19 protein-coding genes are annotated in these 25,593 nt (G+C 58.0%); 6 read left to right on the plus strand and 13 right to left on the minus strand.

Annotated features, from left to right (window positions below; translation table 11 throughout):
• Window positions 1-47: 47 nt before the first annotated feature.
• The 4 genes from dmul_RS03615 (at window position 48) to corA (ending at window position 3,959) form a co-directional block, all read left to right on the plus strand.
• Window positions 48-1,439 (plus strand): aspartate kinase, encoded by a 1,392-nt coding sequence (locus dmul_RS03615; RefSeq protein ID WP_020877379.1) that lies wholly within the window; start codon window positions 48-50, stop codon window positions 1,437-1,439.
• Window positions 1,440-1,464: 25 nt separating this feature from the next.
• Window positions 1,465-2,265 carry a monofunctional biosynthetic peptidoglycan transglycosylase gene (gene mtgA, locus dmul_RS03620; protein WP_020877378.1) on the plus strand — a complete coding sequence of 267 codons (801 nt, stop codon included), beginning with the start codon at window positions 1,465-1,467 and terminating at the stop codon, window positions 2,263-2,265.
• 60 nt (window positions 2,266-2,325) lie between these two features.
• Window positions 2,326-2,661, plus strand: a complete 336-nt coding sequence (locus dmul_RS03625; RefSeq protein ID WP_020877377.1) for a phage holin family protein — start codon at window positions 2,326-2,328, stop codon at window positions 2,659-2,661.
• Between the two features lie 224 nt (window positions 2,662-2,885).
• Window positions 2,886-3,959, plus strand: a complete 1,074-nt coding sequence (corA, locus tag dmul_RS03630) for a magnesium/cobalt transporter CorA (protein ID WP_020877376.1) — start codon at window positions 2,886-2,888, stop codon at window positions 3,957-3,959.
• A 3-nt stretch (window positions 3,960-3,962) separates the two neighbouring features.
• On the opposite strand, the gene ppc is transcribed toward corA, so the two are convergent.
• The 3 genes from ppc to dmul_RS03645 are packed head-to-tail and all read right to left on the minus strand — an operon-like array spanning window position 3,963 to window position 8,297.
• Window positions 3,963-6,815 carry a phosphoenolpyruvate carboxylase gene (gene ppc / locus dmul_RS03635; protein WP_020877375.1) on the minus strand — a complete coding sequence of 951 codons (2,853 nt, stop codon included), beginning with the start codon at window positions 6,813-6,815 and terminating at the stop codon, window positions 3,963-3,965.
• On the minus strand, window positions 6,812-7,351 hold the full coding sequence (locus tag dmul_RS03640; RefSeq protein ID WP_020877374.1) for a cytochrome b: 540 nt from the start codon (window positions 7,349-7,351) through the stop codon (window positions 6,812-6,814). The genes ppc and dmul_RS03640 overlap by 4 nt, the downstream gene beginning before the upstream one ends.
• A 43-nt stretch (window positions 7,352-7,394) precedes the next feature.
• On the minus strand, window positions 7,395-8,297 hold the full coding sequence (locus tag dmul_RS03645) for an NAD(P)/FAD-dependent oxidoreductase (RefSeq protein WP_020877373.1): 903 nt from the start codon (window positions 8,295-8,297) through the stop codon (window positions 7,395-7,397).
• A gap of 246 nt (window positions 8,298-8,543) precedes the next feature.
• Here dmul_RS03645 and dmul_RS03650 point away from each other — a divergent pair, with 246 nt between their 5' ends.
• The gene (locus tag dmul_RS03650; protein WP_020877372.1) at window positions 8,544-11,093 is read left to right on the plus strand and encodes a cation-translocating P-type ATPase; all 2,550 of its coding nucleotides are present in this window, start codon (window positions 8,544-8,546) and stop codon (window positions 11,091-11,093) included.
• A 34-nt stretch (window positions 11,094-11,127) separates the two neighbouring features.
• Here dmul_RS03650 and dmul_RS03655 read toward each other — a convergent pair whose 3' ends face one another.
• The 8 genes from dmul_RS03655 to dmul_RS19640 form a co-directional block, all read right to left on the minus strand.
• Window positions 11,128-11,673 carry a ferritin gene (locus dmul_RS03655; protein ID WP_020877371.1) on the minus strand — a complete coding sequence of 182 codons (546 nt, stop codon included), beginning with the start codon at window positions 11,671-11,673 and terminating at the stop codon, window positions 11,128-11,130.
• Window positions 11,674-11,974: 301 nt separating this feature from the next.
• Window positions 11,975-12,307: a c-type cytochrome gene (locus dmul_RS03660; protein ID WP_020877370.1), complete on the minus strand. Its 333-nt coding sequence runs from the start codon at window positions 12,305-12,307 to the stop codon at window positions 11,975-11,977.
• A gap of 183 nt (window positions 12,308-12,490) precedes the next feature.
• Window positions 12,491-13,582, minus strand: a complete 1,092-nt coding sequence (locus dmul_RS03665; RefSeq protein WP_020877369.1) for a mandelate racemase/muconate lactonizing enzyme family protein — start codon at window positions 13,580-13,582, stop codon at window positions 12,491-12,493.
• 5 nt (window positions 13,583-13,587) lie between these two features.
• The gene (locus dmul_RS03670; RefSeq protein WP_020877368.1) at window positions 13,588-15,969 is read right to left on the minus strand and encodes a creatininase family protein; all 2,382 of its coding nucleotides are present in this window, start codon (window positions 15,967-15,969) and stop codon (window positions 13,588-13,590) included.
• Between the two features lie 168 nt (window positions 15,970-16,137).
• Complete coding sequence (locus tag dmul_RS03675; RefSeq protein WP_020877366.1) at window positions 16,138-17,265, minus strand: N-acetyltransferase DgcN family protein; 1,128 nt, start codon at window positions 17,263-17,265, stop codon at window positions 16,138-16,140.
• Entirely contained in the window at window positions 17,265-18,368 is a 1,104-nt protein-coding gene (locus dmul_RS03680) for a pyridoxal-phosphate dependent enzyme (RefSeq protein ID WP_020877365.1), read from the minus strand. The genes dmul_RS03675 and dmul_RS03680 overlap by 1 nt, the downstream gene beginning before the upstream one ends.
• Before the next feature lie 67 nt (window positions 18,369-18,435).
• Window positions 18,436-20,619, minus strand: a complete 2,184-nt coding sequence (gene feoB / locus dmul_RS03685) for a ferrous iron transport protein B (protein WP_020877364.1) — start codon at window positions 20,617-20,619, stop codon at window positions 18,436-18,438.
• Entirely contained in the window at window positions 20,585-21,175 is a 591-nt protein-coding gene (locus dmul_RS19640; RefSeq protein ID WP_020877363.1) for a FeoA family protein, read from the minus strand. Before dmul_RS19640 ends, feoB begins: the two co-directional genes overlap by 35 nt.
• A 741-nt stretch (window positions 21,176-21,916) precedes the next feature.
• Between dmul_RS19640 and dmul_RS03695 the strand changes: the two genes are divergently transcribed.
• Window positions 21,917-23,770, plus strand: a complete 1,854-nt coding sequence (locus dmul_RS03695) for an HD domain-containing phosphohydrolase (RefSeq protein ID WP_144016563.1) — start codon at window positions 21,917-21,919, stop codon at window positions 23,768-23,770.
• A 77-nt stretch (window positions 23,771-23,847) separates the two neighbouring features.
• On the opposite strand, the gene dmul_RS03700 is transcribed toward dmul_RS03695, so the two are convergent.
• Both dmul_RS03700 and dmul_RS03705 read right to left on the minus strand, forming a co-directional pair.
• On the minus strand, window positions 23,848-24,426 hold the full coding sequence (locus dmul_RS03700) for a class I SAM-dependent methyltransferase (protein ID WP_020877361.1): 579 nt from the start codon (window positions 24,424-24,426) through the stop codon (window positions 23,848-23,850).
• Between the two features lie 52 nt (window positions 24,427-24,478).
• Window positions 24,479-25,570, minus strand: coding sequence for a response regulator (locus tag dmul_RS03705; protein WP_020877360.1), 1,092 nt, complete (start codon window positions 25,568-25,570; stop codon window positions 24,479-24,481).
• Window positions 25,571-25,593: the final 23 nt, after the last annotated feature.

Below are 25,593 nucleotides of genomic sequence, written 5' to 3' on the forward strand. Positions count from 1 at the left end.
GATGGTAATCCATGCCGGTAAAACAGCCAGGAGGAGGGAATACAGCGGTGAAAGTCATCAAGGTCGGGGGAGGATGCCTCCACGGCAAGGAGACGATTCAGCAAATCGTCGATCTGATAACGGAACGGGGCAAGGGGCAGGTCTTCGTGGTATCGGCGCTTTATGGCGTGACGGATCTGCTTATCCAGGGCATGGGCAGAGCGCTCAAAAATGAAGAGCATATTCCCGGCATCATGGCGGACATCAAATCCCGGCACCAGCTCGTGGCGCGGCACGTCATCGGGCGGCCGACGGAGCTCAAGACCTTCAACAAAGAGTTCGGCAACAGCCTGAGGCGGCTCGAGCGATTCTATTACGGTCTCAATTTCACCGGTGAAATCACCCCGCGCCTGACCGACGCCGTCACCAGCTTCGGCGAGCGCTTTTCGGCCCAACTCCTGGCTGCGGCCCTGCGGAGCCGGGGGGTTTCGGCCACCTGCCGAATGCCCCACCAGGTGGGTCTTATCACCGACGGAAAATACGGGGACGCCACGGCCAACATTCCCAGAACCGAACAGAACTTCAGGGAACATCTGGTTCCGCTGCTGGCTCGGGACGTCGTTCTCTTTTTCCCGGGCTTTTTCGGCGTGAGCGACACCGGCCACATCACGACCTTTGGCCGGGGCGGCAGTGATTATGCAGCGGCAGTGGCGGCCGCTGCCCTGAACGCGGAAGTCCTGGAAATATGGAAAGACACGGAGGGATTCATGAGCGCCGATCCCCGGCTGGTCAGCGAGGCGACCCTTATCCCGACCCTGTCCTACGAGGAGGCGGCGGAGCTGGCTTATTTCGGCGCCAAGATTCTCCACCCCCGCACCGTGGAACCGGTTCGAAAGAAGCGCATCCGCATCGCGATCAAGAACACCCTGAACCCCGACGGCCCGGGAAGCCTCATCACTGCACGGAGCCCGAGGCCGGCATCCGTCATCAAGAGCGTCGCCTATGACGCCGACATTGCCGTCCTCAAGGTCTACGCATCGGGCGTCGGCGCCCGCCGGGGTATTCTGGGAGAGGTGGCGACCGCGGTGTCGGCGAAGGGCATCAATATCAAGTCGGTGGTGACCTCCCAGACCTGCATCAGCCTCCTTCTCTCCCGGAAAGATGTTGATGCCGCCCGGGAAGCACTGATGGATATCGCCCCTCGCCCTTTTCGACAGATCGACCGGCTTGACGGCGTGGCTCTTATCGGGATTGTCGGCGACGGCATTCAGAAACGGCCGGGCATCGCCGCCCGATGCTTTACGGCCGTGGCCGACTGTCGGGTCAACGTTGAGATGATCTCCTTCGGCCCGTCTCGGGCCGCTCTCTATTTCCTCGTGGCGGAAAAGGATCTGGAGAGCGGCGTCAACGCCATCCACAGCAGCTTCTTCTCATCGCCCCGTTGCGGCAGACTCGAATGAGAACGGCAAAAGGAGCGACGACGCCGTGTCTTCAACATCTCTCCGGTCTTCCAGATCCTCCGGAAATCGGATCACCTTGAGGAAAAAGCCTTCCCGGACCGCGACAGCGCCGCGGAAGCGCGCGGTCGGGAGGTCTCCTCGAAAGGGTCTGTGGCGATGGCCCGTCTACCTCCTGATCCTTTGGGTGGCCGTCACCGTCCTCGTGGTGCTGGTCCTCCGGGTCGTCGATCCGCCCGTATGGGCCTGGCGCATTCATCGCGCTTTGTCTCCGCCTCTCGAAGAGATGCCCTTGAGCCGCCACCGGTGGGTGCCCCTGGATCAAATCTCAAAGCCCATGCAGTTGTCGGCAGTCGCCGCCGAGGATCAGCTCTTCGCCAGACACCGGGGCTTCGACTGGCGGGCCATCGTCGCCGCCATCGAAGACAACGAGGAACGGGAACGGATTCGCGGTGCCAGCACCATCACGCAGCAGGCTGCCAAGAATCTCTTCCTCTGGCCTTCCAGGACATGGCTCCGCAAAGGTGTGGAGGCCTATTTCACGGTGCTCCTGGAAGCCCTCTGGCCTAAACGGCGGATACTGGAGGTCTATCTGAACATCGTGGAGTTCGGCCCCAACCTCTTCGGGGTGGAGGCTGCAGGCCTGCGCTTTTACGGCAGGAGTGCCGCCCGCATCACGGCCGACCAGGCCGCCCGCATGGCTGCGGTGCTGCCCAACCCCTACCGCTACCATGTGGACCGCCCCTCGGACTATGTCCTCAGTCGCAGCCGTTGGATCCGACGGCAGATGCGGCAGCTGGGGGAGAGTGGTCTCGCCTTCCGGAATTGATCCGGACGTGGAGAATGAAATTTCATAACCTGACGTTCACCCAGGAGAAGGAGATTCAAGATGAACTTTTTGCTCAACATCCTCTTTTTTTCGGCGGCGGTCTTTATCGTCGCCAATATCATGCCCACCATCAGAATCAAGAACTACGGCACCGCTGTTGTCGTCGCATTGGTTTACAGCGTGATCAGTTTTCTGGTGGGGTGGCTCCTCACGATTCTTGCCTTTCCCTTCATCGTGATCACATTCGGCCTGTTTACCTTTGTGGTGAACGCGATCCTGCTGTGGCTGACGGACAAGTTCCTCGACGATTTCGAGATCGACGGTTTCGGCAGCACCCTGATCGCGGCCTTCCTGATCAGTTTGATCAACAGCGGACTGCGGTGGTTGTTGCTGTGATCGGGATCGACGTCAACTTTCGTCAAGCCTTTCCGGCAGCGGACGATTTCGGGAGACAGCCGGGAAAATTATGTCGTCAACGGGTGACAGATAAAACCGATAATATCCATCGGTCACGTGGCGTTATGACAAGACCGTCTGCCCCGATGGAATGGCTGCTGATACGGGATGGATCGGCGATGCGAACATATTGAAAGGAACGCTGGATATCAGGGGAAGAAGCTATGCCTATGGATGACATGCCGAAACTCTTCCACGACCAATCGGCTAAAACCGGGCTGTCGCCGGGGTCTCTGATCCATGTGGGCGACCGGATCACCGAGCGGGTGAGGATCACGATTCTGAATTACGATGATGACCGGTTTGACATGCGGGAAGGCGTGACCCCGGAGGATGTGGTCGGCTGTCGCAACGGCGACGGCGTGACATGGATACAGGTCCGGGGGCTGCACCAGCCCGAGATCCTGGAAGCGATCGGCGGCCGCTACGGACTTCACCTGCTCATGATGGAAGATATCCTGAACACCGGGCAGCGACCCAAGACCGAGACCTTTGAAAGCTGTCTCTTCACGGTGCTGAAAAGCTTCAGAGACCGTGAAAATGCAGTCTGGGGGGAACAGATCAGCATTGTTCTTGGCAAGAATTTCGTGATCTCTTTCCAGGAGAGCGATCAGGATCTTTTTGAAACGGTGGTTCGTCGGCTTAAAAACAAGATGGGGCGAATCCGGCACATGGGCAGCGACTATCTCGCCTATTCACTCATGGACACCATTGTCGACCACTATTTCGAGGTGGTCGACCTCATGGCCGACGAGATCGAGCGGATCGAGGAAAGGCTTACGGCAAACCCCGAGACGGAGATCCTGGAGGCCGTCTACCAGCTCAAGCGGGAAATCCTTTATCTGCGAAAACACATCTTCCCCATGCGGGACGTGACGCTGCGCCTGGAGAAGGGCGACAGCCCCCTGATCCGGGAAAGCAGCCGCTTCTACTTGCGGGATCTCTACGATCACATCATCCAGATCACCGATACCATCGAAACCTTTCGGGAGACGGCTACGAGTCTCCTGGAACTCTACCACACCAGCGTCAGCAACCGGATGAACGAGGTGATGAAGGTCCTCACCATCATCTCCACCATTTTCATTCCCTTGAGCTTTCTTGCCGGAGTCTACGGTATGAATTTCAAGTACATGCCCGAGTTGGAATTCCGGTGGAGCTACGGAATATTCTGGTTTGTCATTCTTGTCGCCGCCGGGGCCATGATACTCTATTTTCGTCGGAAAAAATGGTTTTAGAGGCTACCCCGTGCTCTGCATGGCCGCCGCGATGCCGTTGATGCTGAGGAAGAGGGCGTGGCGGAGAGCCCCGAGGGCGTCATCGTCCGCCCCGGCGTCGCGCCATCGCCTGAGAAGTTCGATCTGGACCAGATTCAGGACGTGGGTGTAGGGGGTCCGCAGTCGGATAGACTTCTGGATCACCTGCTGGTTTTCCATGAGGGCCGCCTGCTCCGTTACGGCGAGAATCGCTTTTTCCGCCCGTTCGAATTCCGCGGCGATGCGGTTATGGAAAGAAAGCGATGACTGCCGGTCATAGAAGGCGGCCACGGTCAGATGAGTCCGCGCCATCTCCAGTTGGACGTTGTTGATCAGGTTCCGAAAGAAGGGCCAGCCGCGCCACATCTCCCGGAGCATGCCGAGGGCGTCGGGACGCGCTTCCATGACCGTCGAGAGGGCTGTCCCGATGCCGTACCATCCCGGAACGTTGTATCGGGTCTGGGTCCAGGCAAAGACCCATGGAATGGCTCGCAGATCGTCAAATTGGACCTTTCGGGCCGATTTTCTCGAGATGGGCCGTGAGGCGATGGGCAGGCGGCCGATATGCTCCATGGGCGTTACGGTCTGATACCAGTTCCAGAACGCCGGATCGTCGATAAGATCCCTGTAGGCGGCCATGGCCTTTTGTGAGATCGCCTCCATCGTCTCCCGCATGGGGGGGCTGCATTCGATGCCGCAGTGATCGGGACTCGCGGCCTGGAGAACGGCGCTGACGATTTGTTCCAGGTGTCTTCGGGCGATGGGGGCCTGGGCATACCGGAAGGAGATGACCTCCCCCTGTTCCGTGAATCGGATCCGGCCGTTCTGGCTCTGGGCCGGCATGGCGAGGATGGCCTGATTGGCCCGTCCTCCGCCCCGTCCCACGCTGCCGCCCCGCCCGTGGAAGAAGCGGAAGTCGACATCGTGATCCCGGCAGATGTCGGCCAGGGTGCTGAGGCTTTTCTCCAGGGACCAGTTGGCCGTCCAGTAGCCGCCGTCCTTGTTGCTGTCGGAATATCCGAGCATGATCTCCTGAAAATTCCCCCGGGCCGCCAGGTGCCGCTGGTAGATGGGGTTCTGGAAGATTTCGGCCATGAGTTCGCCCGAACGTTCCAGATCCTGGATGGTCTCAAAGAGAGGGACGATGTCCAGCCGGCTGTCGACGGCGCCGTCCCTGATACCCCATAGGCCGGCCTCCTTGGCCAGGAGGAGTACCTCGAGCATGTCGCTTACGCCATGGGTCATGCTGATGACATAGCTTTGGACGGCCCCCGGAGCCGCATCCCGGATGAGGGTCATGACGGTGATCACGTCCGCGGTTGCCGAAGACAGTTCGGTCCTGCAGCCGACCAGAGGGCGGGGATTTTCCAGCTCCGTCGCCAGGAGCTGGATCTTTTCGTCCTCGGGGAGACTCGCGTAATCCACTACGGTGCCTGCCTGCCGCAAAAGCTCCGCAAGGGCCTGTTCATGGACCTGGCTGTGCTGCCGGATATCCAGGGCGATGAAATGGAACCCGAACACCCTGGCGCGGATGATGAGATCGTTCAGACGGCCTTCCCGCGCGACAGCCCCGAGCCCGGCGCTTGCAAGCGCATCCCGGATGAGGCAGAGGTCGGTTTCGAAGTCTTGTGCGGTATAGCCTGCCTCCGATGGGTCGGCCAGGAGCCGGTCGATCTTTTCGATCATACAGCTCAGCTTGACCCGCAGGGGTTCGTGCCGATAGCGGTGGAGAAACTGAGGGTCGAGTCGGACGGTGTCGGTCTCTCCGGCGATATTTTCAGCCACGGCCGGGGGAAACGGCGCTCGGAGGGCCGAAACGCTCATCTGTTGCCAGAGGGCTTGAAGCTCCTCCCGGTATTTCTCGAGAACGGCCTTCCGATAAACGGCCAGGGCCTCTCGGGTCACCTCCGGCGTCACCAGGGGGTTGCCGTCCCGGTCGCCCCCGATCCAGGTGCGGTAGCAGAGAAACGGTGGAAGATCGGGCGCTTTGCCGTAATAGGTTTCAAAAGCCTCTTGCATGTCGGCGAAAATCCTGGGGATGGTCTCCCAAATCGACGTGGTGCAGTAGTAGAGTCCGTTTTCGATCTCGTCTTCGACCCGAAGACGATCGGCCCGGATATCGTCGGTGACCATGAGAAGCGTGATCTCCCGGTGGATTCTGCCGATTCGTTTTCCGATCTCCGCAGCGGACAGGCCGATGTCCGGCGAGACCTTCGCGAGGAGCCGGGCGATCTCGTTCTGCTTGAACAGAATACTGCCGCGTCGCGCTTCCGTGGGGTGGGCGGTGAGCGTGGGTTCGATCTCCACGCGATCGACGAGAGTCCTGACCGATTCGTACGACTGCCTCGACGTCTTGAGCTTGAACACGGCCTCCAGTATCGATTCGCTCCGGGGTGTTTGGTCGGTCTGGCTGCGCTCGGCCTCAGCGTTGATGCGTGCAATCTCACGGCGCTCGGCCTCGTTGGTCAGATGGAAAAAAGCCGTATAGGCGCGGATGAGCCAAAAGATGTCGTCCAGATCGAGGGAATGGATTCGGTGATATATCTCTTCGAAGAGGACCGGGTCCCGGGAGGCCTCAGCCGCCTTGGCATGGTGTCTCAGATCCTCCACCAGGGAGAAGATGCCTTCTCCGGCCTGTTCTCGTATGACATTGCCCAGGATACGTCCCAGGAGATTGACGTGGTACCTGAGGGGCGCGGATACGCCGCCCCCCGCATCGATATCGAAACCGCTCAATTCACGCATGATGCCGTTGTCCTTGAAGATGGTTCTGGATGGAAGATCGCCGATTCGGCCCTCAATGTCTGTCTTTCGCACCCTCTGAAAGGTGTTTGTCATTTCCCCGAAATCATCCGCAATAAGGTCCGGTCCCGGTCGATGTAGTGGTGCTTCACGGCTGCGGCGATGTGGATGACGACGCAGACGGCCAACAGGAGCGCGGTGACGGTGTGCATCTGATGGAAGACCGACCCGACGGCGTCGCTCCGGCCCATGATGGTGGGCAATGTAAAGAGACCGAATACCCTGACCGGGGATCCGAAGGACTGGGACATGAGGATGCCGAATGTCGGCTGCAGAAAGAGGAGGACATACAGGAAGATGTGCATCAGGCGTCCTAACTGGTTCTCCAGGATATTGGGGCCGAGATCCCGCGGTCGGGGATTGATATAGCGCCACCCGAGTCGGAGCGCCGTCAGCAGGAGAATGGTGACTCCCGTCGATTTATGCAGACCCGTGATCAGGGATTTGAATCCGCCCCCGGGCAGAATGCCCAGAAGCAGTCCTCCCATGAGCATCCCCAGCACCATCAGGGCGACAACCCAGTGGAACAGACGGGAGACCCATCCAAAACTTTCAACCGTGTCTTTGATCATACTGTCCTCCTCCCGCAGAGATAACGGCGCCGAAGCGCTGTGCTTATCTGTATTTTTTGGCGTGCTTCGCAGCGGCGAGGCCCGCTACGCAACCCTCTCCCACGGCCTTGGCCACCTGCCAGGGCGGTCCGGTGATATCCCCCGCAGCGAAGATTCCCGGAATGTTGGTGTGCTGGTCGTCGTCCGTCAGGATGTATTTATATTGCTCTGAATCGAGTTCCACCCCCAGGGCGGCCGCCAACTCCACAGCCCCCTTTGCACCGGTTTCGATGAAAACACCTGCCACGCCGATCCGACTGCCGTCGTCCAGTCTTACCGCCTCCACCGCCGCATTTCCGTAGATTTCCTTCACTGCCCGGTTCTCGTGGAGTTTGATGTCCGATGCGCGAACCTGGTTTTCGAGTTTTTTGGCGACCTCGAGATTTCCACAGATCAGATGGACCTCCGAGGCGTAGAAGACCAGCGTCAGAGCCCCGGAGACCGCAGCGGAAGCGTTTCCCACGATGGCTACGGGAACGCCCTTGTAAAAGCCGGCGTCACAATCCACGCAGTAGCTCACCCCTTTGCCGAGAAATTCCTTTTCTCCGGGAACGCCCAATCGGTTGCGGGATATTCCCATGGCCATGATCAGGGATCGGGTCCGGATGGTCCGACCGCTCTCCGTTTCTATGGTGAAGCCGTCGTCTTCGCCGATGCTCCGGATCACGTCTTCATGCAGAAACCGTGCGCCGGCATCGGATGCCTGGCGAATGCCCTGCTGCAGAAATTCCTGGCCCGTCACCTTCTCCAGGCAGCAATAATTTTCAAGATGTGCCCGGTAAAGACTTGATTTCACATCTCTTCCCATCACGAGCACGGAGACCTTGGCCCGTGCGGCGTGGATGGCCGCCTGAAGCCCGGCAGGGCCCGTTCCGAGTACAACGACATCGTAAGATTCCGAACGCATAGGATCCTCCTCCTTTTTCTGCTTAGGCTCCCCCATAACATTGCCAAGGTATGCATCTTCCCGAAAAGAATCAAGACGGAAAACCGGACGAACACCTTTGATGATGGGCGCATTGACGGTGTCTCCTCTTTTGGCGCCGAGATACATTTCAAAATTTGGACGGCAGCGGCCGAATAGCATTTGCAACCCATGAGAAAAAACGATAAAAAAATAGAGACACAACGATTGACAGGGAAGGAGACGCACATGGATCGATCGGCTGAGGGACACCTCACGGGTTTGACCGACGCGGAGGTTCGGGCGCGCCTGGATAGAGACGGCTATAACGAGCTTCCCGCCGCCGGAAAACGGCAGGTCTGGGACATCGCGTGGGAGGTGGTCCGGGAGCCCATGTTCCTCCTGCTCCTGGCCTGTGGTCTGATCTACCTCCTTTCAGGCGAGATCCAGGAGGCCGTGATGCTGTTGGGGTTCGTCTTCGTCGTCATGGGGATCACCTTCTACCAGGAACGAAAGACCGAACGGGCCCTGGAATCCCTCCGGGATCTCTCCAGCCCCCGGGCCCTGGTCATCCGAAACGACGAAAAGATCCGCATCCCCGGACGTGAGGTGGTGCGGGGCGACATGCTCCTGCTGGAGGAGGGGGATCGTGTTGCCGCGGATGCAACCCTGGTGTCGGCGTTTAATCTGTCGGTGGACGAATCCCTCCTGACCGGCGAGTCGGTCCCGGTCCGTAAGCAGGCGGCGACGGACGAAAGCAGCGAGACGGCACCGCCGGGGGGAGACGATCTCCCTTTTGTTTATTCCGGGTCACTTGTGGTGAGCGGTCGAGGGATTGCCCGGGTTACGGCTACGGGGTCGGCCACGGAGATGGGCAAGATCGGCCGGGCTCTCCAGACCCTGACGCCCGAGGACACGCCGCTTCAGCGGCAGACCGGCCGGCTGGTGCGTCGCTTGGCGGCTGTGGGTGTCGTGCTATGCATCGTGGTGATCATTGCCTATGGGATGACCCGGGAGGACTGGCTTCACGGATTCCTGGCCGGCCTTTCTCTTGCCATGGCGATGCTTCCGGAGGAGTTTCCGGTGGTGATGACCATCTTCCTCGCCCTGGGTGCCTGGCGGATTTCCCGCTACCGGGTGCTGACCCGTCGAATGTCCGCCGTCGAAACCATTGGGGCCGCCTCGGTTCTGTGCGTGGATAAGACGGGCACCCTGACCCTCAACCGCATGACGGTGAGCGATCTATACGCCGACGGACGGTTCTTGACGGTGGATGACGGTGTCGACGACCTTCCCGAGGCCTTTCACGAGGTGGTGGAGTACAGCCTCCTGGCCAGCCCCGCCGATCCCTTCGATCCCATGGAAAAAGCCATGAAATCCCTGGGTGAGACAACCCTTGCGCAGACCGAGCACCTCCACGACGACTGGGAACTGTTGCGGGAGTATCCGCTCTCTCGGGATCTGTTGGCCATGTCTCGAGTCTGGCGATCGCCGGACGGGAAAGATCTCATCATTGCGGCCAAAGGCGCGCCCGAGGCCATCGCCGACCTGTGTCATTTCAGTCCGGAGCAGACTACGGCTCTGATGGAACCCATCAACGCCCTGAGCGAAAAGGGCCGCCGCGTCATCGGGGTGGCCGGGGCACGGTTCCGAAAGCCCGAGCTTCCCGGCGAACAACATGATTTCTCTTTTCGGTTCATCGGGCTTCTGGGCCTGTCGGACCCGGTAAGATCCGGTGTCGCCGAAGCTGTCCAGGAGTGCTACGCAGGCGGTATCCGAACCATCATGATTACCGGAGACTATCCGGGCACGGCCCGGAACATCGCCCGTCGGATCGGCCTGAAAAACCCCGACGACTGCATCACCGGTCCCGATCTCGTGCGGATGAGTGACGCCGAACTGGCCGAAGGCATCCGGAAGGTCAATATCTTCGCCCGTATGGTGCCGGAGCAAAAGCTGCGCCTGGTGACGGCCCTGAAGGCGGCCGGCGAGGTGGTGGCCATGACCGGCGACGGCGTGAACGACGCTCCGGCCCTGAAGGCCGCTCATATCGGGATCGCCATGGGCGGTCGGGGAACCGATGTGGCTCGGGAGTCCGCCGCCCTGGTGCTCCTGGACGACGATTTCGCATCCATTGTCAAGGCGATTCGAATGGGACGCCGGATTTTCGACAACCTCAAGAAAGCGATGCGCTATATCTTTTCGGTTCACGTGCCGATCGCCGGAATGTCCCTCATCCCGGTGCTCTTCGAATGGCCTCTGGCGCTTTTTCCGGTCCATATCGTCTTTCTGGAACTTATCATCGATCCGGCCTGTTCGGTGGTCTTCGAGGCCGAGGCCGCCGAGGCGGACTGTATGAAAAAGCCTCCCCGGGACCTCTCCGAGCCCTTGTTCGGACGACGATCCGTTTTGCTCAGCCTGACCCAGGGGTTGGTGATTCTGGCGGCGGTCGTCGTCGTTTACCGGTGGGCCCTCTCGGACCACGGCGCGCATTGCGCCCGCTGTCTGGCGTTCATGACCCTGGTCCTGTCCAATCTCGCGCTCATCTTTACCAACCGGTCCGCGACGCGATCGATCCCGTCAATGCTGAAGGTCCCCAACGCGGCTCTGTGGTGGATCAGCGGGGGCACCGCGGCCATGCTGACCGTTGTCATGTCGACCCCGTTTTTTCAGCGCCTTTTCAAGTTCCGGCCCGTACCGCTGGATGATCTTCTCTACTGTCTTGCCGCCGCTCTTTTCTGTACGATGATTCTGGAGGGACTCAAGATCCCCGCTGTCCGTCGTATCATGGGGGTGTAGCCGCCGTTTCAGCAGGGGATCATGTGTTTCAGACTCAGCCTCCCGCCTTGGCGGCGGACTCGACCCCCTTGCTGAAGTCTGTGGGAACCGTCGTCGCCCGACCGGCCAGATCACGGTCGATCATCATCAGTCCGTGGGGACTTTCCTGGACGAGTTTGAGCTGGGCGATGATGTCGTTGTCGTTTTCCTCCTCTTCCACCTGCTCGGTCACATACCACTGAAGGAAGATCTGGGTGGCGTGATCTTTTTCGGCGATGGCCGTTTCCATGAGGCTGTTGATGGACTGGGTAATGAACTGTTCATGCTCCAAGGTCCTGGTCATCATGTCGAGGGGAGAGGCAAACGTCGCCGCCGGTTCGGCGATGGCTTTCAGGGAGATCTTGCCGCCCTGTCGCCCGATATACTCGTAAAATTTCATAGCATGATACATTTCTTCATGATACTGCACCATAAACCAATTGGCGAACCCTTTGAGCCCCATTTCAGAGCACTGGTTCGACATGGACATGTAAAGGTAGGCCGAATACATTTCCCTGTTGATCTGTTCGTTCAAGGCGTCGTTCATCTTTGGGCTCAACATCGCAGAATCTCCTCTTTAATGAAAGGTTTCCCGGTTCATCGTTTCGGGTGGTCACGGTTCAATTCAAACAGGCACACAAAATTGATCATCTCAACTTTCGACGTTCGCGATGACGGCCGGAAAGTTGAATATCACCATTATTAGTATGATCTTCGAAATATCAAGCCGGGGTATCGGCAAAATTCCTGAAGGAAGAGAGGGGGGATCTTCAGGACGCCTTTCGGGAACAACAAGGGGGTGCCGGGGGGCGGGAAAAATCGCCGAAGCCGCGGATGCTCCGGCGATCCAGCGGAATACTTTCTTATGGGGTGAACGTCATGATGTAATCGGCCACGGATTTTCGTTCAACCACGTTCATCTTTTTCGTTTTTTCCAGATGGGGCTTCATCAGGCTTGCGGTGTCCGGATCCATGACGGCCTCGGTTTCCCCGTTGAGGTATTGCAGCAGCTGTTCTGATTTTCCGGTGTACGCCGTCGCGATTTCCGGCAGACTGGGGTAGATTTTGGAGTTGCCGTCGGCCTTGTGACATCGCATGCAGCCTTCCGCCTTGAAGAGCTCCTCGCCGTCCGAAGCAAAGGCCGGGGCCCCCATCATCACCCATCCCAGGATGGTCAGTATTACCAGGTTTTTCATTGGATGTCCTTTCGTTGTTTGCGGTGGTTCGCAGGAAGGTTCACGGCTGAAGAGGGGCCTGTTTCCGCCCATGATTCCGGCTCCGATACTTCAACCGATCAGCCTTGACTTCTCCACATATCATAACGCGGTGAATCTTTCATGCCATTTCGCATTTCCGGGTCGCGAAAAGTCGATTGAGGGTCAAAAAGGATTTTTTTCGGACCGGGTATTCGAGAAGTCGAAACCCAACCCCGGTCGGCCGGTGGGGTAAAGAACGCCGCGCTTGAGACGGACGGCGCCTGAGGCCGGATCGCCGATCAAATCCAGATGACCATCCAGGTCGGCATAACGCACATTGGGCCGGGCCATGGCGAAGTGAAGGCCCGCCGCGATGGACAGCGCGGATTCGTCCATACAGCCTACCATGGCGTCAAGGCCGGCGGCACGGGATACGGCGTTGATCTTCATGGCTTCGTCGATGCCGCCCACCTTCATGAGTTTGATGTTGACCATGTCGGCCAGGCCCCGACGGGCGATCCTGTATGCGTCCTTGAGGCTCATGAGGCTCTCGTCCGCCATGACCGGTATGGAAACGCCGCTGGTGACCCGTCCCAGCATGGCCGTCCGCCCGCGGGGCGTCGGTTGTTCGATGAGCTCAAGGCCGGCAGGACGGGTTTGTGTAACGAAATAGAGTGACATCTCTTCCGAGTATCCCTGGTTGGCGTCGAACCGGAGAGCGATCTTTTTCCCGACGGCCGACCGAACGGCCAGAACCCGGACGATGTCGTCCTCCACGTCTATTCCACCCTTGAGCTTGAGAGCCGTGAATCCCTCTGCCGCGAAGGTCATTGCCCGGCGGACGGTATCATGGGGCGGGAGAATGCCGATGGTGATGCTCGTTCGCATCCGGTTCCGAAAACCGCCCAGGAGTCGGAACAGAGGCAGACCAGCCTGTTTTCCCAGGATATCGTAAAGCGTCATGTCAACCATGGCCAAAGCCGAGGGTTGGTCTGCGAGGTGCGGCCGGATTTTCTCCATAAGGCGGACCAGGCGCAAAGGATCGGCTCCCGTGAGTGCCGGCCGGATCACATCCGTGACGGCCGCCAGGATCGATGTCGGGGTCTCGCCCGTAACCTCCAGGTCCGGAGCGGCGCAGCCGTAACCGATGACGGATGTGGAGGTCTGAATCCGAAGGAATACATTGACGGCCGAATCCACGGTTTCGTATGCGATGGTATAGGGTTCGGCCAGTTTCAGGGTGAGGGGTACGGCCTCGATCCGGGTGATTTTCACGGGACTCAGTATCTCCGCTGATGGATTTCATCCAGGGTCATGTGTTTGATCTCCTCCACAAAGGCCGTGAGATGGGCGATCATTATCGTCCACATCTGTTCTCCCTTGGCGGCGGTGGCCTTGGTGGGGTCTCCCATGATGCCGGAGGCGGAAATCTTTTCGGTGTGGGCATACCAGGATATGCCTCGTTTGGAACTGAAGTTGAGGTACCGGACCGAGAATTCAGGAATCTCCCGCTGGATGCGATCCATTCGGACGAGGTGGGGCCGGACTGCCAGGGCCGTGCTGGTTTCGATTTCTCCGGCGTGGACATCGTTGGGGGTTTCCACCAGACGATCGATATCCACGTCGCTGGTCTCTCCACTGTCCACGCAAACGAATATCCGGGCGTCGCGGTTGATCTTCTGGGCTGCGTGGTTGAGAGCGGGACTGTTCCCGCCGTGACCGTTGATGATCACCAGTTTGCGAAACCCGTTACGCGCAACACTCATGCCGATGTCGTAGACCAGCCGGGATAGGGTGTCGTTGTCGATGCTGACGGTTCCCCGGAAGTCATCGTGGTGATAGGAGACGCCGTAGGGAATCAGCGGGAGAACCATGGGTTTGGGATCACTGCAGGCTTCGGCCACGCATCGGGCCAGATACTCGGCATCGTAGGCATCGGTATCCAGAGGCAAATGGGGCCCGTGCTGCTCCATGGCACCCACGGGCAGAAGGACGGTATCCACCTCGTCAAAGCGCTCCTCGGCATCGGGCCAGCAGAGTTCTCCCCAGAGATAGGCGGTGTTCTGAAGCGTGTCCGGCGGTTGTGCCGTGGCGCCATGGCCCGGTGACAGTTCGAAGGGGTAGGGGGCTACCATCTCAGGATCCGTCAAGGGATCGAATTCGATCCAGCGCTGCCCTGCCCGACGGACGGCGCCCTGAGCGTATTCCCCATAGATGCGATAGAGGGGCTCCCTGAGGTCCACGGGGATGGCGTTTATGGGGGAAATGACGGGGTCGAAGCGGATCCGCAGGATCTCGGCGGCGGGCAAAGACTCTCCCGTCGGCGAAGATGTCGAGGGAATCCGTCCTTTCTCGGCCAGCATATTCAGGAGTTCCGCGGCCTCCGAGGCCGTCTGGGCATAGGTTCCCTTTTCCGCCAGGGCTTTGAGACATGCAGCGATCTGAATATCCGTGTATCCGCACCGGCGGGGATCTTTGCCCACGGCCGTCAGCATTCCCACGATGCGGCGGCATTTTTCACATTTGCCGCAGGGTCGAATGCGATCGCCGTCCTTGTGGGCTGCGTGACAGGAGATCTGGAGGGTCTGGAGATCAGGGTATCGTCCGGCCAGGATCTTTTCTATCAGCAACTCCGAGAGGGGTCTGAGAAGGGAAAATTGAGAGACGGCCCATCCTTTCCGCTGAAAATACCGCGACATCGTGTTGTCAAACCAGATGCTCTGGTCGTAAAGACCGTCGTAGTGACTGATCCCCTGGTGGGCAGTCCTTCGGGACGTGTCGTGTTCATCACCGATGATAAGCCGACCGATCTTTCGTTCCCGAAGGATCGGCAGCACGCCGAAGAGAAAAACGGCCACCGTCCAGAGCCGGATCGGATATTCGTCATGGCGGACGCTTTGAAAATCCTTTCGGATAAACGGCATCCGCCGGAGCATCCACGAGAAAAGCCGATCCGAATTGACCCATACGCGTCCGGTGCGGGGAATGTTTTCACGAAAATGGCGGTAGGCGTTCAGCGCCGTGAACCAGTGCCGTCCCGATTCATTGACGAAGAGCGGGTGGACCTCTCTTTCCAGCTCGTTGATGAGACCGAAGCTGAGAAGACTGTCCTTTCCGCCGCTGGAAAGAACGCAGTGACGGTTTTTGTCCGTCTCCCACAATCGCCATGGGGGGAAACGGCCTTCGCTTTCCGTCGGAAGGAATTTGAGTTTGGCGTTGAGGTATTTTTTTTGGCGAACGGCCGGCAGCGCCATGGCCTCGCCCGTAAGAAATGGGTTGGGTTCCAGAAATTTCTTGACGAATATTTCCCGGGCGGTGTTTTCCGCCATATCCCGCAGGAAGGCACGGTCGGTGGCGTCGTAGGTGCCGATGAACCGGATCTGGCTGCAGAAAAGGCCGTAATTGAGAGCTGCCTGGGCGGCGATCATGTCGGCCAGGTTCCGGCATTCGGGATTCTGCGGATCGAATACCGGCGTCTCGTAAACGTAAATCAACTCGGTGACGTCTGTTTTTCCGCCGATATGAATGCGATAGGGGGCCACGAGACGTCGGGGCGCCAGAGTGACGGGTCCGACCTCCAGTCGATCGAAGACGCGGAGCACTGTCGCCGGATCGGCGGTCTCTCTATCCCGGGGGGCAGGCGAAGGGGTTTTGTTTGTCATGGCGTTGGCTGTTCGCAGGGGTTGAAATAGCGCCGGTTGTTGAACGATTCAAGCGGCGCGACAAGTCGACCCATCATGATCCGGATGCCCTCATTGCGGCCCGCCGACATGAAGTTCCTGGCGGTGACGGCTTTTGGATACCTGCCGGTGTCCGGACATCCCGGTGCATCAGATAGGCGGACAAAAAGGATACGACGGCGCTGTCCATACTTCCTTCAGCAGCTTTCGGTCCCGGATAAAGGGCATCAAGCGTTTCGCCAGTTCGGTGCCGCCGTTCCGAAGTACATCGTAAGCCGGGACGCCCACGTCCCGGCAAATGGCGGCGCAAACCGTCGGAATCGTCTCGGCGGGCAGATCCTCGTGATTCAAGGTCACGGCCGCGATCGGTCGGCCGGAGAGGATCTGAATGGCCTGAATCTGGTGACTGAGGGGCTGGATGGGGTAGCCTGGAAACCCGTCATAATCCCGCCTGGCCGGGGCGTGCTGGAGTACGACCACGTCGGGCCGGCCGGCTGCGAGGATTTCGAAACCGCCGGGATAGGCCGGGTTCATGAGACTCCCCTGGCCTTCGATGACGATGACGTCGGGCCGGGTCTCAGTCCAGGCGCGGACTACTGCGTGCTCGATCTCGCCTGAGACGAAGTCGTTCACCAGAGCGTCCATGACCAGGGTATAACGGGCGCCTTGCATCCATGCAGTCTGGCCGGTCCCGACAAGCTCGGCCCGACAGCCCAGGGCCTCGAATGCCTGGACCAGGATCCAGGCCGTGGTGCGTTTGCCGACGGCGGAGTCCGTTCCCAGCACGGCGATCCTGAAAGCCTCGACGGATTCGATGCTGCCGCTGAAGAAGTGGAGAGACGCCCGCGGGGGCGGCTTTCGGATGTCCCGGATCGTCATCCCTTTTTCGGCGGCCAACGCCCTGATCGCGGCATCGTCGCTCAAAAAGTCATGGAGCCCGCAGTCCACGTTCAGTCCCATCTCCACGGCCCGCACCACGTCGGCTCTGGCGGCGGGACTGAGCCGGCCCCCGTCGGGTGCGATGCCGATCACGCAGTGGGTGGGCGGATACGCCCCTTGAGAGGCCGCCTCGACCGCCGCGGCCAGGGAGGCTGACACCGGAATCCCGTTGGGCTTCCCGTCGAGGATCAGTCCAGCATCCTCTCCTGCATGGCGGGAATCCACCACGGACAGGATGCGGTAGCGTCGTGTAAACCGGACCAGCCCGTGGGCGGTTTTCCCGTTGGGGGTGTTGAAGGCCCCTTCGCAATAGACGATGGCGTTTCCTTCCGGATGCATCAGGATTTCCTCCCCGTCAGAACAACGACATAGCGATCGCCCGGCAGTGTCTGTTTCTGGTGATGCTCGATCATGGCGATCAATCCGGCGGTGGATGCCGGAAGCACATCGAGGCCTTCCCGTTCCCGAATGAGGCGTGAGAAGGCCCGCATGCTCTTGTCTGTGGCGTTGCCGGCCCAGCCGCGGGTTTCCCGGATGGCGTTCAGCGCTTGATCACCGTCGATGGAATGCCAGTTGATCAACGGCTCGTTGATGCTGGTTTCCCGAATTGCCTCTGGTCGCAAATCCTCGCACCGCGGGGTATCTTTAAGGAAGGCTCGGACGATCGGGTTTTTATGGTAGGCGGATCCGGCCACCATTCTGGGCATCCGGGAGGTTTTTCCACGCCGATAGAGGCTGAGAAACCCCTTGTAGATACCCGAGAGGGTGGTGCCGTTCGAGACGGGGACGGCCACCACGTAGGGCGCATCGCGAAGTTCGTCGTAGATTTCGTAGGAGATTCCCCCATAGGCCTGAAGCTGCAACAGGGTGTTGTGGCCTCCGGGATTGGCGTCGTAAAAATCCGCTCTTTCGGCTCGCGCGGACGAGGCTTCCACGGCACGCTCGTAGTCGTTGCCCTCCCGGACGATCTCGGCGCCCAGAGCGATCATTTCGTTCACTCGGCGGGTATGGTAGGCCTCAGGAATATAGATGATGCACCGAATGCCGGCAAAGGAGGCGGCCAAAGCCAAAGCCACACCGTAATTGCCGCAGGTGGCCACCGTGATGGTATCGAATCCCCGCCGAAGCGCATCCATCGCCTGAGCAAAAGCGATACGGTCCTTCTGGGTTCCCGTGGGATTTCCACCCTCGAATTTGAGGTAGATCTGACGCAGCGCCATCTCCCGCTCGATATTTCTTGCCCGGACCATCGAGGTGTCCCCCACCTCGGAGTCGATGATGTCTTCAAAAGCCTCGAGCCGGGCTTCCAGAGAACATGCGGGATCCGCCGCCACACGGCGCTGCTCCTGAACATACCGGGAAACCTCGTCGATCTGGCCGGTGGCGCCGTCCATCAGGTTGTGGTGCCGTTCTTCGATTTCTTTCGGGTCGTCCTGCAGCATATTCCTCCTCTGTCTCCGCCGGCTGGTCCATGGGACCCGGTATTTTTCAGGAAGAGGCTGCGGCGGCTCAGGGTGAAAAGAAACGTCCTCCGATCTGGTAGACGGCCGTGGATACGGCAAAGGCCGTCAAGGTGGTGTAGATAACGCTGAAAAGGGCCCATTTCCAGGAGGACTCCCGTGCCATGGCCACGACCGTGACGAAACAGGGTGCGTAGAGCATGACGAAAATGATCATACTGAGAGCGGTCAACCGATTCCAGTGAGGGTCCCTGCGGAGCCGGTTTCCCAGACTTTCGCTGGAGTCCGGGGCCACATCGCCCATGGCATAGGCCGTTCCCAGCGTGGACACGATCACCTCCTTGGCGGCGAATCCGCCCAAAAGCGCGATGTTCGTGCGCCAGTCGAAACCTGCCAGCCGGGTGAAGGACTCGAAAGCCGTTCCCAGGCGACCGGCATAGGAATGCCTCAGGGCGGCTTCGGCCTCCCGGTTGTCGATGGCAAGAATCTCGTTGCCGATTTGCCGTATGATTTCCGCGTCCGGGTTTTCCGGCGTCCGGGAAAGTACCGCCGTCCGCTGCATCTCAAAAGCCTGGCTTTGCTCACGGGGCAAGGTGGGAAAGGTCATGCACGACCAGATGAGAATGGAGATGGCCAGAATGACCGTGCCGGCCTTCTTGGCATATTGCCAGGCCCGTTCCCATGTGTGGATGCAGAGACCTTTGAAGGTGGGCAATCGATAGGGGGGAAGCTCCATGACAAAGGGGGTGGCTTCGCCCCGGATTACGGTGTTCCTGAGAACCCACGCCACCACGAGGGCCGTCGCCCAGGAGCCGATGGTGATCCAGAAGAGGACGGTGGCGGCGGACTCCTCGAAAAAGGCTGCGCCGAGGAGAAGAAATACCGGCACTTTCGCGCCGCAGGGCATGAACGGAACCGTCAGAAGGGTGGCCAGCTTTTCCTTGGGGCTCCTCAGTGTCCGGGCGCCCATCACGCCCGGCACCGCGCATCCGCCGGGAATACCGCCGGCAACGATGAAGGGCATGACCGAACATCCGTGAAGACCGAAGATTCGGAGAACCCGGTCCATCATATAGGCCATCCGGGCCATGTAGCCTGAATCCTCCAGGAAGGCGATGCCCAGAAACATGACCATGATCAGCGGAACGAACCCCAGCACACCGCCGACCCCCGCGATGACGCCATCCACCAGCAAAGACTGGAGTAGCCCCGGCGGGATCGCTTCCATGGTTTTTTCGGACAGCCAGGTGAAAAACGCTTCGAACCATCCCATTGGGATTTCTCCCACCGTAAAGGTGGCGACGAACATGCCGTAGAGAACACCGATCATGAGAAGGGGACCGGTGAACCGGTGGGTCAGGATCCGGTCGATTTTGTCTGAAAGATGGATCCGTTCCTGGTGACCCCGCTGAATAAATACCCCCTGTTTGGTAACCGAGGCGATATAGCCGTAACGATAGTCTGCGATGATTGCTTCCGGGATGGAATCGAGGGTTACCCGGCAGTGCTCGGTCACCCGTTGAACCATGTCCTCCAGGGCGCTGCCGATCTCACCCGCCGATGTTCCCAGGGATTTGATCTGGACGTCGCCTTCGAGATATTTGAGTGCGAGCCACCGCGAGGGGTAGGTGTCTGTCAGGAATCCGGCGTTCTGGATGAGGGCTGTCATCTCCTGGAGGACCGGATCGATGTCGGGGCCGTAGGAGATTTCAAGAGGGCGCCACCCATCTTCCTGTTCGCGGATTTCTGCCAGGGCGATCTCGATCAACGCCTGTTTTCCCTCGCCGCTCCGGGCTACGGTTTCCACCACCGGTACCCCGAGGAGTTGGGAAAGTTTCCGGGTATCGATTTTTTTGCCGCTTTTCCGAACCTCGTCCATCATGTTGAGCGCCAGGACCATGGGGATGCCCATTTCCATGAACTGTACCGCAAGATAGAGGTTTCGCTCGAGGCTGTTGGCGTCGATGATGTCGATCACCAACTGGGGGCGCTCATTGATGAGATAGTCGCGGGCGACCAGCTCTTCCTGAGAATAAGCGGTCAGGGAATAGGTGCCGGGGAGGTCGACGATGTTGATCTTACGTCCATTAACGTGGAGATATCCCTCGCGTTTTTCCACGGTGACGCCGGGATAGTTTCCCACGCTCTGGCGTGCGCCCGTAAGGGCGTTGAACATGGTGGTCTTCCCGGCATTGGGATTACCCGCAAGCGCAATGCTCAGCGTCTTCTTCACACCCGCCTCCGGAGACTTCCACGGTGATGAAATCGGCTTCATTGTTTCTGAGAGAAAGGGTAAAATCTCTCAGGCGAAGGGCGACGGGATCCTTTAAAGGCGCCCGACCGACTATGGTGATCTCTGTATTGGGGATGAGCCCCATGTCGCGGATTCGGCGTCCCAACTCCCCCTGGGCTTTGACCGATCGGATGGTGCCGGTCTGGTTGACCTGCATCTGGCGCAGTCGGCATAATCTTCGACGGCACCGGACTCCAGGCTCGCAAATGGATGTTTTGGGGACGATCCCCTTGGGGCAGATGGCGGGCGGAGACGGGTGGGACATTGCGACGCCGTTGGTTTTGAGTACTTGAATTCGGGAGGCCATTTTCCGGCAGAGGGACAGACGAATGCCGTAAGTCTCGAGAATGATCGGTCTGCCCGGGATATTGCTGATCACCGTCACTTCCATGCCCGGAACCAGGCCCATTCCCGCCAGCCGGCACTGCAGGTTACATCCGCCGTCTACAGCGAGAAGTTTGATACGCTCTCCGTTTGAGATATCCTTTAACACCATCTCGTTAACCACCTCTCATCCATAGAGAAAATTTCAAGTGCCGTTCTGTGCCATTCAATGAAAGCATTTTTCATCAGGCGTCTATCTCCTTCAATTTATGATGAATGCTATAAATACGATGCAAAGGGTGGAATGTCAAATAATATTTGTCTCATCAAACTTATATCGGCGTATCGTCACATCAAGATAATGCATTTCAGCGGAAATCCAATATTTCCAACGCAACTTTCAATTCTCGCCTCAACTTTCGATATTCATAGGCCGGCATCGCTATCCGGTCACTATCATGAAAGTCGAAAGTCGAAATCTCGCGATGTTGACGGTGGGCGTCAACACTATCAACAAAATTTGTCAAATCGAAGACAAAATATAGCTGTGTTCGCAGTGCCGGATTTTGTCGAACATTTGAATATCTTGAACACAGGCGGTATGAAATTCATTATTTTTCCAGAGCGGCAGACCGGCTCATTTATATCAGCTATCTGAATTCATAAGTATAGTGAACATGTTTCGCTGCCGTGGATGCCGAAATGAGCAACGAAAGAAAAAAGGATTCCGAATTAGCGTATGAACTGGTATTTATCTTGCTCTGCCGATAAGGTGTGTTTTGCGCATAAGAAAATTTATCACAATTGGGGATTCTGAGTGACATCCATATCGGGACCGGCCCATACGGGGGGAATACGATTCAGACTTCACAGCAAATTTTTGCTGGGCGTTGTCGTGTTGGAATGCCTGATCATGATTACGACGATCTTTGTGGTCGAGAAGCAGATGCGGGACTCGATTCTGGCAGAGTTCCTGAAGCGCGGGCATTCCATCAGCCGGAATCTGGCAGCATTGAACACCAATTATATCGCAACGTTCAATTACGTGAGCATTGAACAGGTCGTCGCCAAGGTAACGGAGGAAAACGATCTGGAGTATGCCCTTGTTCAGCTTTTTGACGGCGATGTTGCGGCATTCAGCGGCAACGATACCTACAAAAAGACGCAGATTATCGGAACTGAAACCGATACGAAGGCGCTTGTCGCGACGGAAGAGATAGTCCAATACCTTCATTTCGGAAATACGCCGGAGAAGGTATGCGACATTGCCACGCCGGTGTATATCAAAGACAAAAAATGGGCGACGGTCAGAATCGGCATGTCTTTGAAATACATCAAAAAAGCTATACATAAAACCCGAATTACGCTGTTGACCCTCGGCGTGATCGTACTTTTTGCATCCTGCATGTTATCGGTTATTCTCGCAAGACGAATTTCCAAACCTGTGAGCGCACTCGTCAAGAGCGTGGAAGCCATCACCGGCGGCGATTATGACTGCAACATAGAGGTCCATTCCAATGATGAGATCGGTTTTCTTGGAAACCGGTTTTCCTTCATGCAGAAAACGCTTAAAGAGAACATTGAACTGCTCAAGGATTCCAACGCCGAACTCATGCTTCATAACCAGCGCCTGCAGGGGCTTTTCAAGGCCAGCCAGGCCATCAATTCCCTCCAGGATTATCAATATCCCTACCAGCTCATTATCGATTCGGCTCTCGAAGCCACCACCGCTCAGGCGGGTTTTCTGACCTTGATAGGGGAAGATGAACGGTTGATGACGGTCGCCCGGAAAAGCCGAGACGCCGATGACCACATCCTCGATATCGCAACCAAGGTAATCGTAGAAAAACAAAATGTTATTCTCGGAAATCCGTTTCAATCCTATAGACGGATTTATTCGTGTAATTTCAGTTTTGAACCCCTGCAGGAGGATCTGAAATACTGTACCATCGGCATGGATTTTTTGCCCGATTATGAATTGATATCGGTGCCGCTGCGCCAGTCTTATGAAATCAAGGGTTTTATCAACCTGATCCGCAGGAAAATGTCAGGAAAGCTCAGCGAGTCCGAAAGACAGATTATTTCCGTATTGACCAGCCACGCTGCAATCGCCCTCGACAATAAAAAACTTTTCCTGGAACTGGACCAGGCCTATTTCAGTTCAATCCGATCTCTTGCCAAGTCTTTGGAATTAAAAGATGAATATACATATGGTCATTCCGAGCGCGTCGCCAGGATTTGCGTCGACATCGGCAGGAAAATGTCACTTGATGAAAAAAAATTGCGCGTGCTGCAAAATGCGGCGCTACTTCATGATATCGGAAAGATCGGTGTGCTCGAAAGCATTCTCAACAAGACCGGGAAGCTCGATGAAAACGAGTTTCATTCCATTCGTAAGCATCCTGATTTCGGGGATGAAATCTTGAAGCCGACCGCGAGCCTCAGAGAGGAGCGCGCCATCGTGCGCCACCACCATGAACGAGAAGACGGGCGGGGGTATCCGGACGGTCTATCCGGCGATCAGCTCAGTCTGTCCGAAAAAATTATCATTGTCGCCGATGCGTTCGACGCGATGAACTCCAGGCGTCCATACCGTGAGCCCCTCAAGCCGGAAGCGATTCGACGGGAATTGCTCAAGAACAAAGGCACCCAGTTCGATTCCGATGTCGTGCATGCCGCCCTCGAGATTTTCGAAAAGCTGATCAACGAAAAAGATCAAGAGGATATGTCTACCAACGTGGTGCCCCTCAGAATCTACCGGACGTAACGGTGGCGGTTTCCCAGAAGGTCCGATATTCGCGTTACCCATCCTTTTCGTTACCAGGGTGCGGAACCGGTTGAATATCAGGTGCCGGGATTTTGTTCGGGCTTGTCGCCGGTGATCCAGACACGGAAAAAGCCGTTTGCCGCGATGCGCCCCGAAATTCCGCTTTCGTGCATCATTCCGATGATGGCCGACGGGGGGTGAAAGCGACTGTGCATGAGGAGCAGCTTTTCGACCAACGCCACGGCCCGAGCCGTGATTCGCCTGAGGTCCGGCTCCTCGATCAGAAGTCGCCCCCCGGGTTTCAGGATGCGCGCGAACTCCGCGACGGCGACCTCCTGACGGCGGAAATGGTGAAGGGCATCCACGACAAGAATTCGATCAAAGGCCGCATCGGGAAACGGCAAGCATTCGGCTGCAGCCGACACCGCCCAAAGATCTTTTCGAACGGCTTCGGCCAGCATGGGCCGGGATAGGTCGCTGACGACGAGGCCGTCTACCCAATTCCGGAGATGTGTCGAGACCCGGCCGGTACCGCCGCCGGCGTCCAGAAGCATTCCCCTCGCGGGCAGTCGCAGCAGCCGGGTGACGAGGCGGCGGTCAGGCGGGCCCAGCAGACGGTCATAGACCGGCGCTGCAAATCGGAAATGGTCGATCATGAAAACGAACTCCTCAACACTGGCGTTACTGAATGTGGGATACCGTGTTCCGTTATTGGGACAGCAGCACTCGCTCCTCTTCAAAATCGGCATTCTCCAGAGCGATTTTTCTGAACTCGTCCGACAGATCGAGAAACGCGTCCACGACATCCGGATCGAAGTGGGTTCCCCGTCCCTCCCGAATCATCGCCACTGCGGTTTCATGGGGATAGGGCGGCTTGTAAACCCTTTTGCTGATCAAGGCGTCATAGACGTCGGCCACGGCCATCAGCCGACCGAAGAGGGGGATCTCTTCTCCCTTGAGTCCTTGAGGATATCCGGTGCCGTCCCATTTTTCCTGATGGCTGTATGCGATTTCGCGGGCAACCGAGAGAAAGGAATCCTGACCCAATTTTTTTTCGGAGGCTAAAATGGCATCCCTCCCGTAGACGGTGTGCTGTTTCATTTCTTCGAATTCCGCTTCAGTCAGCTCCCCCGGTTTGAGCAGGATGTTGTCACGCACGCCGACCTTGCCGATGTCATGGAGGGGTGCGGATTTGACCAGAAGCTCGATGGCGGTGTCGGTGAGACGTTCTCGAAACTTGGGATGAGTTTTCAGATGCTCGGCCAGGATTCTGACGTAATGCTGGGTGCGCCTGATGTGCCCGCCTGTTTCCGGATCGCGGTATTCGGCCAGAGTTCCCATGCTCTGTATGGTGACGTCCTGGGTCAGAACCAGCTGGCGGGTACGCTCGCGAACCAGGTCTTCCAGATGGTCCCGGTAGCGTTTAAGTTCCAGCTGGTTTCGAACCCTGGCTTTGACCAGGGCGGGACTGAAGGGTTTCGTGATATAGTCCACAGCCCCCAGACCAAGCCCTCTCGCCTCATCCTCCTCGTCGCTCATGGCGGTCAAAAACACAATGGGAATATCCCGGGTTTCGGGAACGGCCTTCAGTCGGCGACACACCTCGTATCCATCCATGCCGGGCATCATGATATCCAGGAGAATCAAATCCGGGGGCTCGTCCGCTATGGCTTCCAGGGCCGTTTCACCGTCCATGGCCACGCGGAGGTCGAAATCCTTGCCCAGCGCTTCGACCAGGATATCGATGTTGGTTTCGGTGTCGTCCACGATCATGACGGTACAAGTCGATATGTCACACATATGTCTCACCTCGTTTCTGGTGT

The organism is Desulfococcus multivorans (assembly GCF_001854245.1).
GTDB lineage: Bacteria > Desulfobacterota > Desulfobacteria > Desulfobacterales > Desulfococcaceae > Desulfococcus > Desulfococcus multivorans.

Bases quoted from the DNA above. Each gene is read 5' to 3' on its own strand.
- dmul_RS03625 (WP_020877377.1), top strand. From the start codon at position 2,326: ATGAACTTTTTGCTCAACATCCTCTTTTTTTCGGCGGCGGTCTTTATC.
- corA (WP_020877376.1), top strand. From the start codon at position 2,886: ATGCCTATGGATGACATGCCGAAACTCTTCCACGACCAATCGGCTAAA.
- ppc (WP_020877375.1), bottom strand. From the start codon at position 6,815: ATGACAAACACCTTTCAGAGGGTGCGAAAGACAGACATTGAGGGCCGA.
- dmul_RS03640 (WP_020877374.1), bottom strand. From the start codon at position 7,351: ATGATCAAAGACACGGTTGAAAGTTTTGGATGGGTCTCCCGTCTGTTC.
- dmul_RS03645 (WP_020877373.1), bottom strand. From the start codon at position 8,297: ATGCGTTCGGAATCTTACGATGTCGTTGTACTCGGAACGGGCCCTGCC.
- dmul_RS03650 (WP_020877372.1), top strand. From the start codon at position 8,544: ATGGATCGATCGGCTGAGGGACACCTCACGGGTTTGACCGACGCGGAG.
- dmul_RS03655 (WP_020877371.1), bottom strand. From the start codon at position 11,673: ATGTTGAGCCCAAAGATGAACGACGCCTTGAACGAACAGATCAACAGG.
- dmul_RS03660 (WP_020877370.1), bottom strand. From the start codon at position 12,307: ATGAAAAACCTGGTAATACTGACCATCCTGGGATGGGTGATGATGGGG.
- dmul_RS03670 (WP_020877368.1), bottom strand. From the start codon at position 15,969: ATGACAAACAAAACCCCTTCGCCTGCCCCCCGGGATAGAGAGACCGCC.
- dmul_RS03675 (WP_020877366.1), bottom strand. From the start codon at position 17,265: ATGCATCCGGAAGGAAACGCCATCGTCTATTGCGAAGGGGCCTTCAAC.
- dmul_RS03680 (WP_020877365.1), bottom strand. From the start codon at position 18,368: ATGCTGCAGGACGACCCGAAAGAAATCGAAGAACGGCACCACAACCTG.
- dmul_RS19640 (WP_020877363.1), bottom strand. From the start codon at position 21,175: ATGGTGTTAAAGGATATCTCAAACGGAGAGCGTATCAAACTTCTCGCT.
- dmul_RS03695 (WP_144016563.1), top strand. From the start codon at position 21,917: ATGATTACGACGATCTTTGTGGTCGAGAAGCAGATGCGGGACTCGATT.
- dmul_RS03700 (WP_020877361.1), bottom strand. From the start codon at position 24,426: ATGATCGACCATTTCCGATTTGCAGCGCCGGTCTATGACCGTCTGCTG.
- dmul_RS03705 (WP_020877360.1), bottom strand. From the start codon at position 25,570: ATGTGTGACATATCGACTTGTACCGTCATGATCGTGGACGACACCGAA.